The organism is Pseudomonas sp. KH_046_1 (genome assembly GCF_057839025.1).
Window position 1 is genome coordinate 466,076 of sequence record NZ_CM174481.1, and the last position, 15,545, is coordinate 481,620.

Below are 15,545 nucleotides of genomic sequence, written 5' to 3' on the forward strand. Positions count from 1 at the left end.
CTCACTTTTTTTCCGGATGCCGACATGACTGCCCTGAAGAACGACCGTTTCCTGCGCGCCCTGCTCAAGCAACCTGTAGACGTCACCCCCGTGTGGATGATGCGTCAGGCCGGTCGCTACCTGCCTGAATACCGCGCCAGCCGTGCCAAGGCCGGCGATTTCATGAGCCTGTGCATGAACCCGGCGTTCGCTTGCGAAGTCACGATGCAGCCGCTCGACCGCTACCCACAGCTGGATGCGGCGATCCTCTTTTCCGACATCCTGACCATCCCCGATGCCATGGGCCAAGGCCTGTACTTCGAAACCGGCGAAGGTCCGCGCTTCAAGAAAGTCGTCAGCACCCTGGCCGACATCGAAGCCTTGCCGATTCCTGATCCGCAAAAAGACCTGGGTTACGTGATGGACGCGGTCAGCACCATCCGCCGCGAACTGAACGGCCGCGTGCCGCTGATCGGCTTTGCCGGCAGCCCATGGACCCTGGCCACCTACATGGTCGAAGGCGGCTCGTCGAAAGACTACCGCAAGACCAAAACCATGCTCTACGACAACCCGCAAGCCTTGCACCTGCTGCTGGACAAGCTCGCGCAGACGGTCACCAGCTACCTCAACGGCCAGATCATGGCCGGTGCCCAAGCGGTGCAGATCTTCGACAGTTGGGGCGGCAGCCTGTCGGCGGCGGCGTACCAGGAATTCTCCCTGGCCTACATGAAGAAAATTGTCAGCGGCCTGATCCGCGAGCACGAAGGGCGCAAGGTGCCGGTGATCCTGTTCACCAAGAACGGTGGCCTGTGGCTGGAAAGCATCGCCGACGCCGGTGCTGATGCATTGGGTCTGGACTGGACTTGTGACATCGGCAACGCCCGCGCCCGTGTCGGCGACAAGGTCGCGCTGCAAGGCAACATGGACCCGACCGTGCTCTACGCCAAACCGGAAGCCATCCGCGCAGAAGTCGGGCGCATCCTGGCCAGCTACGGTAAAGGCAGCGGCCACGTGTTCAACCTCGGCCATGGCATCACGCCGGAAGTCGATCCGGAACACGCCGGTGCATTCCTGCGTGCCGTGCATGAGTTGTCGGCGCAATATCACGAATAACGGTCAGCGCCGTTTTACAGAAGCCTGTCCCGCCTCGTGCCGGACAGGCTTTTTTATTTCCTGCAGAAACACGGCCCGGATAAAGCGTTTCTTCCTGTAAGAGTGTTTCCTTTCTTTGTCGGAAAACCGAAGGCGCAGACTATTCCCGCCTGGTTCGATGATTACTCCTACATAGAACTCTTCGTCATCCCCGTAAGGTTCCAGACCCCTGTTCAGCGCAATTCTGAACAATAACGAAGGGAACATCGCCGCCTGCAAGGTGCGTTGTTTTCGATAAGCAGTCTGGAATACGTCATGAAAATAACTTTTGATAAAAGAAGTGCGCTAACCGCCTGCACTTCATCGATGGTCCTGTTATCGGCAATGCTGGCCTCTCAAACCGTTTCCGCCCATGGCTATCTGGACGTGCCACCGTCCCGTGCTCTGCTGTGCCAGAAAGGGGTCAACACCAACTGCGGCGACGAGCAGTTCGAACCGCAGAGTGTTGGTGAAACCTTCAAAGGCTTTCCGGCGGGCGTCGGTGGTGCTCCATTGCAAGGACCGGTCGATGGCAAGATTGCCAGCGGTGGTAACGCCCGTTTCTCAACCTTGGATGCCCAGTTCGCCACCCGTTGGCACCTGACGGAAATCAGGGATCGCAACATCGATTTCCAATGGCGTTACACCGCGGTTCACCCGGCCACCAAGCACGAGTATTTCATCACCCGCAACGGCTGGAATCCGAATGAATCGCTCAAGCGCGCCACCTTCGAAAGCACGCCGTTCTGCACCATCGACGGTGGCAACCAGAAACCGTCCAACAGCGACAAACACAACTGCACCATTCCAGCTGACAAATCCGGCCACCACGTCGTCCTGGCCATCTGGACCGTGGGCGATACCGATGCCGCGTTCTACAACGCTACGGATCTGAACATCTTGGCAGAGCCTGAGCTGCCTGGCGGTTGGTCCTCTGTAGGCAGCATTGCGCCATCGACCACGTTGCTGATAGGCGACAAGGTCAAGGCCCGCGCGTTCACCGCCAATGGTGAGAGTCCGGACTACAGCGTAGAAATCAGTATCGATAACGCCGAGGAAGGCACACCGCAAAACTGGGCGTTCAAGCTGGCCGAAAAAGTCAACCAGACCCACACCCTGGTTCGCGCCGGTATCCGTGACGAGAGCGGCAATGTTGTCCCGGTCAAAGGCACCAATCGCCTCTACGCGCAAAAAGAAAGCGGCGTAGTCCGCTACGAAGTGCAGCTGGACATGAAGGAAGACACCGCTGCCCGCATGTCGGTGGCCTCGCAGCAAGCCGAATACGTTCTGGATAAAGGCCGGGCCAAGGTCGAGTTCAGCATGATTTCGAACCGCCCGATGAACGTCGAAGCCACCTTGTTCGATCAGAACAACAAACCGGTTGGCACCACGTCGGCTCAAGTGGCCAGTGGTTCCACCTCGCTGTCCATGGATGTGCGTAGCAACCCGGGCGTGCACACACTGACCCTGGTCGGCACCACGCTGGATGGTCGCACTACCCGTCAGGATACTCAGGCCACCCAGATGACCGGTGAAGGCGCTGGCATCGAATACGACTTCGTGTTCCCTGATGGCTTCAGCGGCTACACCGCTGGTACCAAGGTGTTGCAGCCGAAGACCGACGAAGTCTTTGAGTGCAAGCCGTTCCCTGAGTCGGGTTACTGCAAGCAGTACAGCCCAACCGCCAACGGCTTCGAGCCGGGTGTTGGTGCTCACTGGCACATGGCGTGGGACAAGTTGTAAGTCCTCGCAACTGGCTTCAGGTGGCCTCAAAAAGGTCGCCTGAAGCCGGGCGCCTCTGTTGAGTATCGAGTTAAAAATGAAGGTTTCGAAATTCTCCGGACAACGCTTTCGGGCGTGCCTGAGCAGCGTTTGTTGGCTCGCGTTGCCAGTGGGCGGCGCAGTGTTTCTGGCGTGGCAGGAAATGGAGTTTCGCGAGCATCTGGCTTCACCGTCGCCCGACATTGCAACCCGAGTGCCGGTGCCTGTACGTGAACCGCTCGAAACAGCATCGATTGCCATTGTGTTCGGCCTGACGACGGAGGCCACACCGCAGCCCAGCTCCGAGCCGATGACTTTGCAAGCGAGCTTTGTCAGCAACGGATTATCCAAGGCACTGCTGGCCAATGCACAAGGCTCTCGTCTCTATCAGGTGGGTGAGCGCTTGCCTGGCGGCAGCGTCCTGCGTCGTATCGAGACCCACCAGGTTGCACTGTGGAACAAGGGGCGAGAAGAGCTGCTAACGCTCGTGCCTTCTGGCGCACGTTTTCTGAAGGGACTCGAATCATCCGTCGATTCTCAACCGGTTACCACGACCACGCGTTTTTTACGCCCGCTCTCCGGGCAACCAGAGTGATGAATTTCATGAACAGCTTCGTCGGTGTGCATTGGTTGCGCTCCATGTTTCTGCTTGCCGTTTTGGCGGCTGCAACCTTTTCGGGCACGCTTCGCGCTGAAGAAAAATGGCAGCTGGCGATGAACAACGCTGAGCTGCGCGACATCGTCGAAGAGATCTCCGGCATTCTGGGAACCACCGTGGTGCTGGACCCCAAAGTCTCCGGTCGTATCACCGTCATGTCCCGGCAGGCCCTCGATCGTGAGGGGGTGCGTCGGTTGTTCTATTCAGTGCTCGACGCCCACAACTTCACGGTGATCGACGAGGGCGACCGGATTCTCATCACCCCGGTTGCCGAGGCCAAGACCCGGGCCGGCCAGGGCACGGTAAAAACCACCACGGCGTCGCAGTTCGTGACCGAAGTCATCGGCTTGAACACCAGCAGTGCCTCCGATATTGCCGGGCTGGTGCGACCGTTGGTGTCTGCCAATGGTTATGTCGGCCCTTCGGTGTCGGCCAACGCGTTGGTGCTGACCGATACGGCTGCCAATGTGAAGCGCATTGCCCGGGTGATCCGCGAGCTGGACTCCGGGCAGAACAACCTGCACGCGGTGGTTCAGCTCAAGCATGCCCAGGCGGGCGATGTCGCGCCGGTGATCGAGGCCTCCATGGGCAAGCGCAATGCCGATTCAGCGATACAGGTACTGGCCGACACCAGGACCAATCGCCTGATTTTCATCGGCCCGCCGGTCGTTCGCCAGCGCTTGATCGAACTGGCCCGAGGTCTCGATACGCCGGCCACCACGACGCTCGACAATGCCCGGGTGATTCGCCTGCGTCACAGCGATGCCAAGCAGTTGGCCGAGATCCTGGAGTCGATGGGGCAGGGCAGAAAGCAGACATCCGCCGTCGGCAGCGTTAAGGACACATCTGGCGCTGCAACCTTCATGATCAAGGCCGACGAAAGCCAGAACGCGCTGGTGCTGATCGCCGAGCCGGCGCAGGTGCGGACCATCGAAAACATCGTGCGTCAGCTGGACCAGCCACGGGCCCAGGTGTTGATCCATGCCGCCATCGTCGAAATCTCCGGCGACATCGCCGAGGCCGTCGGCGTGCAGTGGAACCTCAGCACGGGTGACGCCAAGGGCTTCATCAACTTTCCCGGCACCGACATTCCGATTGTGGGCGGGCTGAAGTTCGACGAGAAAAGATCGGCGCCGGAAGGGGCGATCCTGCAACTGGGCAGCGACCGCTTCGGCGCGCTGATTTCAGCCCTGGCCAGCAATACCCACAGCAACCTGCTGTCCACGCCGAGCCTGTTGACCCTGGACAATCAGGAAGCCGAAATCATCGTCGGCCAGAATGTGCCGTTCAAGACCGGCTCCTATGCCACCAACAGCAACGGCGGGGAGAATCCGTTCACCACTGTCGAGCGCAAGGACGTCGGCATCAGCCTGAAGATCAAGCCTTACATCAACGAAGGCTCGACGTTGCGCCTGGAGGTCGAACAGGAAGTGTCGGACATCGCACCGTCAGTGTCGGGGATCGACTCCTCGGACCTGATCACCAACAAGCGAGCGCTCAAGAGCACCATCCTCGCGGACGATGGCGAAATCATCGTGATCGGCGGCCTGATCCGGGACAGCGTGCGCACCCAGAAAAGCGGCGTGCCGCTGCTGCGTGACATTCCCTACCTCGGCGCGTTGTTCCGCTGGAGCCGCGACACCCAGACCAAAAGCAACCTGATGGTGTTCTTGCGCCCGACCATCGTGCGCAGCAAGGAAGACCTGTCCCAGGTCAGCCAGCAGCGTTACAACGCGCTGCGTGACTTGAGCAAATCAGGGGCAGGGGAAAACAACTCGCTGTTGCTGCCATCCGAGGCGCGCGGGTTGTTCGAACCGGCCAGCGATGCGCCAGTGTTCGATTTGCGCGGCAAGGCGCAGTAATTCCATGGGTGAATTCTGCGAACAATTGCCCTTCGGTTTCGCCCGGCGTTTTGGTGTGTTACTCGAGCATGACGGCGACGACCTGTGCCTTGTCCTGCGTGTCGATGCGCCGCTCACTGCATTGGCGGAAGCGCGCCGGGTGTGTGGGCGGGCATTGCCGTTTCAAATCGTCGGGGCCGATGAGTACGCCTCGCGCCTGGCGGCGGCCTATCGCGAGGGGCACAGTGCGGTGGAGCAAGTTGCCCAGGGACTGGACGAAGAACTGGACTTGCTCAGCCTGGTCGATCAGGTCCCGCAAACCGCCGACCTGCTGGAGCAACAGGGCGACGCACCGATCATTCGCCTGATCAACGCGCTGCTCGGTGAAGCGGTGCGTGAGCATGCCTCGGATGTGCACCTGGAAACCTTCGAGCAGTACCTGTCGGTGCGCATGCGGGTGGATGGTCAACTGCGTGAAATGCTCAGGCCCAAGCGCGAACTGGCGACGCTGCTGGTGTCGCGGATCAAGGTCATGGCGCGCCTGGACATTGCGGAAAAACGCGTGCCCCAGGATGGACGAATGGCCTTGCGCCTGGCCGGGCATGAAGTCGATGTGCGGGTCTCGACGCTGCCTTCGGCCCATGGCGAACGGGTGGTGCTGCGCCTGCTCGACAAGCAGGCCGGGCGCCTGGACCTGCATCGGCTGGGTATGCCGGACGATACCCTCGCGGCCCTGCACCAGTTGTTGGGCAAACCCCACGGCATCCTGCTGGTGACCGGGCCGACCGGTTCCGGCAAGACCACCAGTCTGTACGCCGCGCTGAGCAGTCTGAATGACCAGACCCGCAACATCCTGACGGTCGAAGACCCGATCGAATATCACCTGCCGGGCGTCGGTCAGATGCCGGTCAATCCGAAAGTCGACATGACCTTCGCCCGGGGCCTGCGGGCGATTTTGCGCCAGGACCCGGACGTGGTGATGGTCGGCGAAATCCGTGACCGCGAAACCGCCGAGATCGCTGTCCAGGCGTCCTTGACCGGGCATCTGGTGCTCTCGACCCTGCACACCAACAGCGCGGCAGGCGCGGTCACGCGGCTGGTAGACATGGGCGTCGATGCCTATCTGCTGGCGTCCTCGCTGGTGGGCATTCTGGCCCAGCGCCTGCTGCGCACCTTGTGCCCCCATTGCAAGGTTTCGTACCTCGCCGACGCGGCAGCCTGCCAGCGCCTGGGGCTCGACACCGCCACGCCGCACACCCTGTTCAAGGCCTCGGGCTGTGAACAGTGCCAGCACGGCTATCGCGGCCGCATCGGCATTTACGAACTGATCAGCGTCACACCCGCCGTCTCGGCGCTGATCCATCAGGGCGCCCGCGAGCAAATCCTCGTCGACGAAACACGCAAGGTCTCGCGCAGCCTGTTCCAGGACGGGCGCCAGCGGGTGCTGGAAGGATTGACCAGCCTTGATGAATTGCTGCGCGTGACGCAGGAGAACTGACCGGTGCCGACCTTCGACTACCGCGCCCACGACGCCCAGGGACGGTCCTGCAGGGGACGACTGGAGGCCGATGGACCCCGCCATGCGCGACAGTTGTTGCGTGAGCGCGGCTTGTGGCCGCGTGTGTTGACCGAGGTTCGGGTTGGCAGCGGTGCGGACAAGCAGTCGCGAGGTGGGCGCCTGAGTGCTGCTGATCTGGCGCTGTTGACGTTGCAATTGTCAACGCTGGTTCAGGCCGGACTTCCCCTGGAAGAAGCGCTCGATGCGGTGGCGAAGCAGAGCTCAAAGCGCAAGGTGGCGGGCTTGCTCTCGGCGGTCAGGAGCCGGGTGATGGAAGGCCACGCCCTGGCCTCGGCGCTGGGGCAATTTCCCAGGGCCTTCCCTGAGTTGTTCCGCGCCACCGTTGCCGCTGGAGAACGCTCGGGGTATCTGGGCCATGTGCTGGAGCAACTGGCGGCCTACACCCAGGCCCGCCAGGCCTCGCGGCAAAAGATCCAGATGGCCCTGGTGTACCCGTTGATCCTGATGTTGGCCAGCTTGGCAATCGTCGGTTTTCTGCTCGGTTATGTGGTGCCGGATGTGGTGAAGATCTTCGTCGACAGCGGCCAGCCGTTGCCCTGGCTGACCCAGGCGCTGATCGGCATGAGCAACGGCCTGCGCAACCATTTCCTGTTGTTGATCAGCGTGCTGGCGACGCTGTTCGGCCTGTGGCGCTGGAGCTGGCAGCAGCCGCAGTGGCGCCTGCGCTGGCATCGTTGGGTGCTGAATGCGCCAGTCATTGGTGAAGTGCTGCGTGCCATGGAAGCCGCACGGTTTGCCAGCACCCTGGCAATCCTCGGCAAAAGTGCCGTGCCGTTGGTGGACGCACTGGAGATTGCCGCCGCGGTCATCGGCAACCTGACCATTCGTGCGCGGATGGTCGATGTCGCCCGCTCTGTCCGCGAAGGCGGAACGCTGACCCGTGGCCTGGAACTGAGCGGCGACATCCCGCCGATGATGCTGCACATGATCGCCAGCGGCGAACGTGCCGGCGAACTCGACCGCATGCTGGCCCGGGCCGCCGAACAACAGGAAAACAGCCTCGCCGCGCGCATTGCGCTGGTGGTGAGCCTCTTCGAGCCGGCGATGCTTGTACTGATGGGCGGCGTCGTGCTGCTGATCGTCATGGCCATCCTGCTCCCGATTCTCAGCCTCAACCAATTGGTGAATTGATCCATGCAACCTGTCCGTAAAAACCTTTCTCGCGCGCAACGCGGTTTTACCCTGATCGAAATCATGGTGGTGGTGGTCATCATCGGCGTGCTGGGGGCTATCGTGGTGCCACAGTTCATGAGCCGCCCCGATCAAGCCAAGGTCACTGCCGCCAGAATCGATATCCAGGCCATCGCCACCGCCCTGGAAATGTATCGCCTCGACAACGCCCATTACCCCTCGACCCAGCAAGGCCTGGAAGCGTTGGTCAAACGTCCCTCCGGACTGCCCGCGGCACGGGGCTGGAACCCTCAGGGTTACCTCAAGAGCATGCCGGTCGACCCGTGGAGCACGCCTTATCAGTACCTCAATCCGGGGGTGCGATCGGTAGATGGCGCTTACGACCTGTATTCCCTGGGCGCTGATGGCGTAGCAGGCGGTGAAGGGTTTGCAGCCGAAATCGGCAATTGGGGCCATTGATCCGTGGGCTACCACTGCCGGGGGTTTACGTTATTGGAGCTGATGATCGTGATTGTCGTGGTTGGCGTCTTGCTGGGCATGGTGAGCTTTGTCGGTGGGGGCAGTCCCGCGCGCGAGGTCAGGCAGGAAGCCGAAGCGATGGTGCAGGTGATTCATCAATTGCGTGAGCGTGCGGTGTTCGAGGGGCAGGAATATGGCTTGCGGCTGGGTACCGATGGCCACCGGGTGATGCGCCGGGGTGTTGGCGGGTGGGAGCCGGTGAATGAACTGACTGCCTGGCCCCTGAGCGTGCAAGTACGTTTGCAGCAGGACGGCTATGTGGTAGGGCTGGACGCTGACGAAGGACCGCCACAGCTGCTGTTGCTCAGCAACGATGAAACCAGTGCCTTCACGCTGGCATTCGAGTCCGGCAACAGGACCTGGCTGAGCCTGTCCGGCGATGGCATCGGCGAGGTGGCGATCGATGACTAGCCGGCGATCCTTGTCGTCCATGGGCGGCTTCACGCTGCTGGAGATCATGGTGGCCCTGGCGGTCTTCGCGACACTGGCGGCAGCCGTGCTGTCGGCCAGTCAATACGCGGTGAAGCAGCGCGGCGCTGTTGAGGAGCGACTGTTTGCGGCGTGGCTGGCGGACAACCGGTTGAACGAATTGCGCCTGCAATCCGGCTTGGCGGCCGGTCAGCAACAACAGGTCGTGTCTATGGATCAGCGTGACTGGGTGCTGCAACAGCACATCAGCGCCACCCGCGATCCGCGTTTGCTCCAGGTCGACATTCAGGTCAGCCCGGCGAACAGTGCACACGCCTTGCATCGTGCCAGCGGCTGGATACTCGCGGTTCATGAATAAGCAGCGCGGGTTCACCTTGCTGGAGCTGGTCATCGCCATGGCCATCTTCGCCGTGCTGGGGTTGGCCAGTTGGGGCTTGTTCGATAGCGTGCTGCGAGTGCAACAGGGCACGACGGCCCACGAGCGAGCACTCAGGAGCCTGCAACGAGCGGTGGCGGTGATCGAGCGGGATCTGCTGCACGTCAGCGCACAGCCGATGGTGCTCGTACCGGCGCTTTTGCAGTTCCAGCGCAGTCACTGGCGCAATCCTCTGGACCAACCGCGCAGTGAGCGTCAAACGCTGACCTATCGACTCGATGGCGGCGTGCTGTGGCGCGAAAGCCAGGGCGAAGGTACGGAGTTCGTGCAGCGGCAAAAACTGCTCGAAGACGTTCGTGAGTTGCGCTGGCACCTGTTCGACAGTCAGTCCGGCTGGGTTGCTCATTGGCCGGCCGGGAAGGACGCGAAGGCGCCCATGGCGCTGGAAGTGCAAGTGTCGGTCGGGCGCTTCGAATCGATTCGTCGGGTGTTGCCGATGCCGGGTGCATTGCCATGAACGGGCGCCAACGCGGCATTGCGTTGATCAGCGTATTGCTGGTCATGAGCCTGGCACTGCTGATCATTGGTGGCGTGTTGCGCAGCCATCACCTTTCGCTGCAAAGCAGCGGGCAACAGTTGCAGCAGATACAGCTGCGGCAGCTCGCATCGGGCGGGGAAACCTGGGCGTTGTTGCTGTTGCGCGACGCGTTACAGGACGCGAAAAAACCCGTCGAGCGGATTCAAGGCTGGACGGCCATGGCACCGGGTTTCGAGGTTGAAGATGCGCAGATCCGAATCGATATCGACGACCTCGCCGGGCGCTTCAATCTCAATGCGTTGTTGCGCCAGGGGCAGGTGGATCAGGTCACCCTCAACCGTTGGGCGCGCCTGCTCGAGCTGCTCGAACTGCCTCCTCTGCAACTGAGCCAGGTCGGGTCGCTGGAGGAACTGAGCCAGCTGCGCTTGCTGCCTGGCATTGACGCTCGCCTGCTGCAGCGGCTGGAGCCCTGGGTGGCGCTGTTGCCCACCGACGCGGCCTTGAACATCAACACCGCACCGGCGCTGCTGTTAAGAACGCTCGGCGAGATGGACGCCGCGACCGCTGATGCGCTGGCGAGTCAGGCAGCAATAACGCCCTGGGCGAGCGTCCAGGCGTTTAGCCAGGACCCGTTGCTCTCCGGGCAGGGCCTGAGCAATCACGGACTTGGTACCCAAAGCCGCTGGTATCGGATAAGAGTGCAGGTGACCCGGGGCGGGGGCGAACTGCACCTGGCCACGGATGTCGGGCACGACCCCAAGACTCGACAACTGACGGTGCTGCAACGACGTTTTCTTCCCATGAATAGCCACGAGAGGCCGCGATGAACACTTGGCTTTACCTGACCGCCGAAGGGCACGACGCGCCATCCAGCCTTTGGCCTTGCGTCCTGTGGTCACAAGTCGGTCAACGCCAGCCGATGCCACTGAATCAAGCGACCTCGGCATTGCAGGGGCAGGCGGTTGATGTGCTACTGCCCATGGAAATGTGTAGTTGGGTACGCAGCGAGCCATGGCCGGCGCGGCGTAAACCCGAGGCCCAAGCCATAGCCTACGCCGTGGAAGATCAACTGAGTGAAGCGCTGGAGAGGGTGCATCTGAGTGTTGGCGCTCGTGATCGTGACGGCTGCTACCCGGTCATTGTCATTGGTCGCGAACGGTTGGCCGCCGTGCTCGACTTGCTGCGCGAGGCGGGTATTGAGGTGCGCGGGGTGTTCGTCGATGCTGATGTGTTGTCCGGCGATCAGCCGTGCGGCGCATGGTGGTTCGGTCGCTGGTTGTTGGGGGCAGGCTTGCCTGCGCGCCTGGCATTGTCGCAAGACCACCTGGCGCTGCTCGCCCCGTTATTACCCAAGGACATGCAATGGCTGGATGAGCGTGAGGCCCCCGCTGTCATCGATCAATGCCTGACCCGCCGTCCAACCCGGGCCATCAATCTGCTGCAAGGCGCATTCGCCCCACCGGGCAAGCGTCTGCCTTGGCGTGCCGGCGGGTGGGCGTTGTTGATGCTGGCGCTGTTGACCTGGGGTGCCAGCGAGACGCGGATCCGCTTCCTCGACAGCGAAGCCCACCGCCTCGCCACCCAGAATGAACAGCGATTCAAGGCGCTTTACCCGGAGCAAAGCCGCATCGTCGATATGGCAGCGCAACTCAAGGCCCTGCAAAACCAGCCTGTGGATTCGCAAAACACCCGTATTGCAGGGCTGCTCCAGTTGATTGAGCAGGTGATCGGTGCCAGTCCGGTCGAGGTCCAGCGCATCGAGTTTCGAGCAGGCGAAGGTTGGAAAATCCAGCTGACCGCCAGCGGCTTTACCGAGCTGGAGCAGTTGCGGGAACGCGGACGACAACAAGGCATGCCCGTCCGGCTCGACAGCGCGAACAAAGCCGCTGACCGGGTGCAAGCCACCCTCACCGTGGAGGACGAGGCATGAAGCAGGCATGGCGACGCATTTCCGCGCGCGAACAACGGCTGTTGCAGGTATCGGGGGCTTTTTTGTTGGCGGTCGTGGCTTTCAGCCTGATCTGGCAACCAACCCGGCAGCGGCTGGAAACTGTCGAGCGACAATACCAACAGCAGGCAGGGCTGGCCGCGCAACTGCAGCGGGCATTACCGCGCAGCCACGTCCCCGTCGACACCGAAAAACCGCTATCGCTGCGCATCAGCGAAAGTGCCACGGCGGCGGGGCTGGAAATCCGTCAGATGGAGAGCGACAGCGATCTGCTGCGCGTGACCCTCAATGGCAATGCGCAGCCCTTGATACAGTGGCTCGACGGCATGGAGCGCAACGGTGTCGCGTTGCAATCGCTGACCCTGGAAAAACGCGACGATGCCCTGGAGGCGCGGCTGGTGCTCAGGTAGCCGAGGTGTGCTGTGGCAACAACGGCAACTTCGCCAGCTTCAACGCGACCAGCAGCGCAATCACCAGCAGCGTGCCGATGAACAACCCGATGCCGTTCCAGCCGCCCAGGTGCCAGAACACGCCACCCGCCGTACCGGCGATGCTTCCCCCGGCGTAGTAGCTGAACAGATACAGGGACGATGCTTGCCCCTTGGCCCTGGTGGCGCGGCGGCCGATCCAGCTGCTGGCCACCGAGTGGGCGCCAAAGAAGCCGAAGGTAAAGATCAGCATGCCGATGATCACCAGCGGCAATGGCGTGAACATCGTCATGGCCAGGCCACCGATCATCAGCGAGATGGTGCTCCAGAGCACTTTGCGGCGACCGAGTTTGTCGGCCAGCGAGCCGATTTTCGCTGAGCTGTAGATGCCCGACAGGTACACCACCGACAGCAACCCGACGAAGGCCTGTTCCATGTGGTACGGCGCGGCCAGCAGGCGATAGCCGATGTAGTTGAACAGCGTGACGAACGCGCCCATCAATACAAAGGCTTCAAGAAACAGCAGCGGCAGGCCGGCGTCGCGAAAGTGCATGGTGAAACCGTCGAGCAGGCTGCGCGGGTGCAGCGAGCGGGCGCGGAAGTTGCGTGATTCCGGGAGGATTTTCCAGAACACCGCTGCGGCAATCAGCGCCAGGCCACCGATCACCAGCATCGCCGTGTGCCAGCTGACGAAGTCGATCAATACCCCGGTGATCAAGCGTCCGCTCATCCCGCCAATCGCGTTGCCACTGATGTACAAGCCCATGGCGAGGCCGATGTGCTGTGGGTGGATCTCTTCGCTCAAGTAAGTCATCGCAACCGCCGCCAGACCGCTCAACGACAACCCAATCAGCGCACGCATCAGCAGCACACCGTGCCAGCTCGGCATCATCGCACTGGCCATGGTGCACAGCGCTGCGGCGAACAGTGCGGCCACCATCACCGGTTTACGCCCGATACGGTCGGAAATCGGGCCGGTGATCAGCAGGCCGATGGCAAGCATGCCGGTGGCGATAGACAGGATCAGGCTGCTCTGCGCCGCGTTGATGGAATACTCGTCGGACAGCAGCGGCATCATCGGCTGCACGCAGTAGAGCAGGGCGAAAGTCGCGAAGCCGCCGCAGAACAATGCCAGCACCGTGCGCATGAACGCCGGGGTACCTTTTTCGATGTAGATTTCCGCCAGTTCAGCGGCAATAGCGTCCGGTGCTGCGGGAGGCACTTCATGGGCGAGAGGGGCGAAAGCAGTTTTCACGTTGGACCTCGGAGGACGCAGCCGGTCAGGCAATGAAAAAAGCATATAGCTGGCTAATGATTCAATCCAATATATTGTTCGACCTGTTTGATAGCTTTAACGACCTAATGGGGTTTTCATGGAATTGCGTCATCTGCGCTACTTCATCGCCGTCGCCGAAGAACTGCACTTCGGCCGCGCCGCACAGGTGCTGGGCATCTCCCAGCCGCCGCTGAGCCAGCAGATTCAGGCGCTGGAACAGGAAGTCGGCGCGCGGTTGTTCGAGCGTACCAATCGTCGGGTCGAGCTGAGCGAGGCCGGTCGGCTGTTTCTGCAAGAGGCACGGCTGGTGCTGGCGCAGGTCGACAAAGCGGCGGATGTCGCGCGACGGGCGCAGCTGGGCGAGTTGGGTGAACTGAAAATCGGCTTCACCTCGTCGGCACCGTTCAACTCGACCATTCCCCAGGCGATTTTTTCGTTCCGCCAGCGCTTCCCGGCAGTGCACCTGAACCTGCGGGAAATGAGCAGTACCCAGGTGGCCGATGCGCTGGTGGACGAGTCGATCGAGGTCGGCATCATGCGCCCGCTCGGGCTGCCGGACTGCCTCAGCGTGGTCGAATTGATGCGCGAGCCGCTGGTCGCGGTGCTCAGCTCCAAGCACCCGTTGGTAGAGGGCAGCGAGGAGGGCTTGTTTCTGTCAGCCCTGGCGCTTGAGCCCTTTGTGTTTTTTCCGCGCAGCTATGGCAGCGGCCTGTATGCGCAGTTGCTCAGCCTGGCCCGGGATGCCGGCTTCACTCCGCATTTTGCACAAGAGGCTGGCGAGGCGATGACCATCATCGGGTTAGTTGCAGCGGGGCTCGGTGTGTCGGTGATGCCGGCGTCCTATCAGCGGATGCGTATCGATGGAGTGGTCTATCGACCGTTGCTGGATCCAGCGGCGGTGTCGGCGGTGTGGCTGGTGCAGCGCAAGGACCAGAAATCGGCGATGGCGCGGGCGTTTGTGGAGTTGTTGACTAGGAAGGTCGAGCCGTTAGAGGCGTGACTGCTGCGCAGTCAATCGCGAGCAAGCTCGCTCCCACAGTGGGTGGGTGGTATGGCGAGCATTGTGTTCACAGCGCTGAACCCTGTGGGAGCGAGCTTGCTCGCGATGGCGTCCGAGAGAACACCAAAAAAACAGCTGTATGGAACAAGACGCATCAACCCTGCCGGATGCTTTACCACCCACTGTGGGACATTTCCGAAATCCCTCGCATCGGCTACAGCGCCTTGCGGCGATGCCTACAACTACTCCAGAATCCGCCGGCTTGTGCGCTTTAAGGGGCATCGCTAACTTGATTCGTGTCACTGATGGTCAGTGATCGGGTTTAGCAGCCCGTGTTCTCGCTAGGTGCATTTGCGCTCCTGATAGGCAGGTATGTCCATACCTGCCCTTGACGGTAGCTGTGCGCAGGGCGCCTTCGGGCGCGCCGGTTTGGCGAAGACCCGGTCTGCTAACCTGCGTACAGCTGCCACCCTTTTGATTTGTAGCGACTCGGTGTCGGCTCCTCTTTTCTGGGCACTGAATCATGACCAATAAAGCAAAAAATCGGTCGGACACCGATCCGGATACCTCACGCCAACCCAGCAAAATCTTTCTAGTCGCTCCTGAAGTCGACAACCACACTCTGCTGGAGTACGCATGTGTGTCACTGGCATCTGCGAATGCCATGGCGAGCGACTTCGCGAGGAGTCTGAACGGAGCGCAGAGCAACACCCTGCTGGGCATTCAGCAGTCGATCATGCTGGGGGAAATGGCGGTGAATCGGGTGTTGGATAACCTCGACTCGCGCTAGTAAATCTCTGGTAACTGATCGTCCCCGAAAGGGGCTTGTGAGACTCTGAGGATCCTGGGCAACCAGCCATCGCAGAGCCAGACAGGTCGATGCTGAGTCGACCTGTTTGAGAAAAACCCTATTGTGGCGAGGGAGCTTGCTCCCGCTGGACTGCGCAGCAG

General features: G+C 61.5%; 16 protein-coding genes. 15 read left to right on the forward strand and 1 reads right to left on the reverse strand.

Annotated features, from left to right (window positions below; genetic code table 11):
- The first annotated feature begins 24 nt into the window (after nucleotides 1–24).
- The 13 genes from hemE to AC3IT9_RS02130 all read left to right on the forward strand — a co-directional run bounded on the left by hemE (nucleotide 25) and on the right by AC3IT9_RS02130 (nucleotide 12,300).
- Nucleotides 25–1,092: a uroporphyrinogen decarboxylase gene (hemE, locus tag AC3IT9_RS02070; protein WP_353741926.1), complete on the forward strand. Its 1,068-nt coding sequence runs from the start codon at nucleotides 25–27 to the stop codon at nucleotides 1,090–1,092.
- Nucleotides 1,093–1,386: 294 nt separating this feature from the next.
- Nucleotides 1,387–2,853, forward strand: coding sequence for an N-acetylglucosamine-binding protein GbpA (gene gbpA / locus AC3IT9_RS02075; protein ID WP_489271864.1), 1,467 nt, complete (start codon nucleotides 1,387–1,389; stop codon nucleotides 2,851–2,853).
- Nucleotides 2,854–2,911: 58 nt separating this feature from the next.
- Nucleotides 2,912–3,466, forward strand: coding sequence for a type II secretion system protein N (locus tag AC3IT9_RS02080; RefSeq protein WP_224789017.1), 555 nt, complete (start codon nucleotides 2,912–2,914; stop codon nucleotides 3,464–3,466).
- Nucleotides 3,467–3,474: 8 nt separating this feature from the next.
- Entirely contained in the window at nucleotides 3,475–5,391 is a 1,917-nt protein-coding gene (gspD, locus tag AC3IT9_RS02085; RefSeq protein WP_489271865.1) for a type II secretion system secretin GspD, read from the forward strand.
- Between the two features lie 4 nt (nucleotides 5,392–5,395).
- Nucleotides 5,396–6,868: a type II secretion system ATPase GspE gene (gspE, locus tag AC3IT9_RS02090; RefSeq protein WP_489271866.1), complete on the forward strand. Its 1,473-nt coding sequence runs from the start codon at nucleotides 5,396–5,398 to the stop codon at nucleotides 6,866–6,868.
- 3 nt (nucleotides 6,869–6,871) lie between these two features.
- Nucleotides 6,872–8,080 carry a type II secretion system inner membrane protein GspF gene (gene gspF, locus AC3IT9_RS02095; protein ID WP_489271868.1) on the forward strand — a complete coding sequence of 403 codons (1,209 nt, stop codon included), beginning with the start codon at nucleotides 6,872–6,874 and terminating at the stop codon, nucleotides 8,078–8,080.
- A 3-nt stretch (nucleotides 8,081–8,083) separates the two neighbouring features.
- Complete coding sequence (gene gspG, locus AC3IT9_RS02100) at nucleotides 8,084–8,539, forward strand: type II secretion system major pseudopilin GspG (protein ID WP_353741930.1); 456 nt, start codon at nucleotides 8,084–8,086, stop codon at nucleotides 8,537–8,539.
- Nucleotides 8,540–8,542: 3 nt separating this feature from the next.
- Nucleotides 8,543–9,010, forward strand: coding sequence for a type II secretion system minor pseudopilin GspH (gspH, locus tag AC3IT9_RS02105; protein WP_489271869.1), 468 nt, complete (start codon nucleotides 8,543–8,545; stop codon nucleotides 9,008–9,010).
- Complete coding sequence (gene gspI, locus AC3IT9_RS02110) at nucleotides 9,003–9,386, forward strand: type II secretion system minor pseudopilin GspI (protein WP_353741932.1); 384 nt, start codon at nucleotides 9,003–9,005, stop codon at nucleotides 9,384–9,386. Before gspH ends, gspI begins: the two co-directional genes overlap by 8 nt.
- Nucleotides 9,379–9,921, forward strand: coding sequence for a type II secretion system protein GspJ (locus tag AC3IT9_RS02115; RefSeq protein ID WP_353741933.1), 543 nt, complete (start codon nucleotides 9,379–9,381; stop codon nucleotides 9,919–9,921). Before gspI ends, AC3IT9_RS02115 begins: the two co-directional genes overlap by 8 nt.
- The gene (locus AC3IT9_RS02120) at nucleotides 9,918–10,769 is read left to right on the forward strand and encodes a type II secretion system minor pseudopilin (protein ID WP_353741934.1); all 852 of its coding nucleotides are present in this window, start codon (nucleotides 9,918–9,920) and stop codon (nucleotides 10,767–10,769) included. Before AC3IT9_RS02115 ends, AC3IT9_RS02120 begins: the two co-directional genes overlap by 4 nt.
- Nucleotides 10,766–11,872, forward strand: coding sequence for a type II secretion system protein GspL (gspL, locus tag AC3IT9_RS02125; RefSeq protein WP_489271871.1), 1,107 nt, complete (start codon nucleotides 10,766–10,768; stop codon nucleotides 11,870–11,872). The genes AC3IT9_RS02120 and gspL overlap by 4 nt, the downstream gene beginning before the upstream one ends.
- On the forward strand, nucleotides 11,869–12,300 hold the full coding sequence (locus AC3IT9_RS02130; protein ID WP_489271872.1) for a type II secretion system protein M: 432 nt from the start codon (nucleotides 11,869–11,871) through the stop codon (nucleotides 12,298–12,300). The genes gspL and AC3IT9_RS02130 overlap by 4 nt, the downstream gene beginning before the upstream one ends.
- Here AC3IT9_RS02130 and AC3IT9_RS02135 read toward each other — a convergent pair.
- On the reverse strand, nucleotides 12,293–13,573 hold the full coding sequence (locus AC3IT9_RS02135; RefSeq protein ID WP_489271873.1) for an MFS transporter: 1,281 nt from the start codon (nucleotides 13,571–13,573) through the stop codon (nucleotides 12,293–12,295). The two genes, AC3IT9_RS02130 and AC3IT9_RS02135, sit on opposite strands and share 8 nt — an antisense overlap.
- 118 nt (nucleotides 13,574–13,691) lie before the next feature.
- Here AC3IT9_RS02135 and AC3IT9_RS02140 point away from each other — a divergent pair, with 118 nt between their 5' ends.
- Together AC3IT9_RS02140 and AC3IT9_RS02145 are read left to right on the forward strand one after the other, a co-directional pair.
- Entirely contained in the window at nucleotides 13,692–14,594 is a 903-nt protein-coding gene (locus AC3IT9_RS02140; RefSeq protein ID WP_223447451.1) for a LysR family transcriptional regulator, read from the forward strand.
- A gap of 523 nt (nucleotides 14,595–15,117) precedes the next feature.
- On the forward strand, nucleotides 15,118–15,384 hold the full coding sequence (locus AC3IT9_RS02145) for a DUF6124 family protein (RefSeq protein WP_423502353.1): 267 nt from the start codon (nucleotides 15,118–15,120) through the stop codon (nucleotides 15,382–15,384).
- Nucleotides 15,385–15,545: the final 161 nt, after the last annotated feature.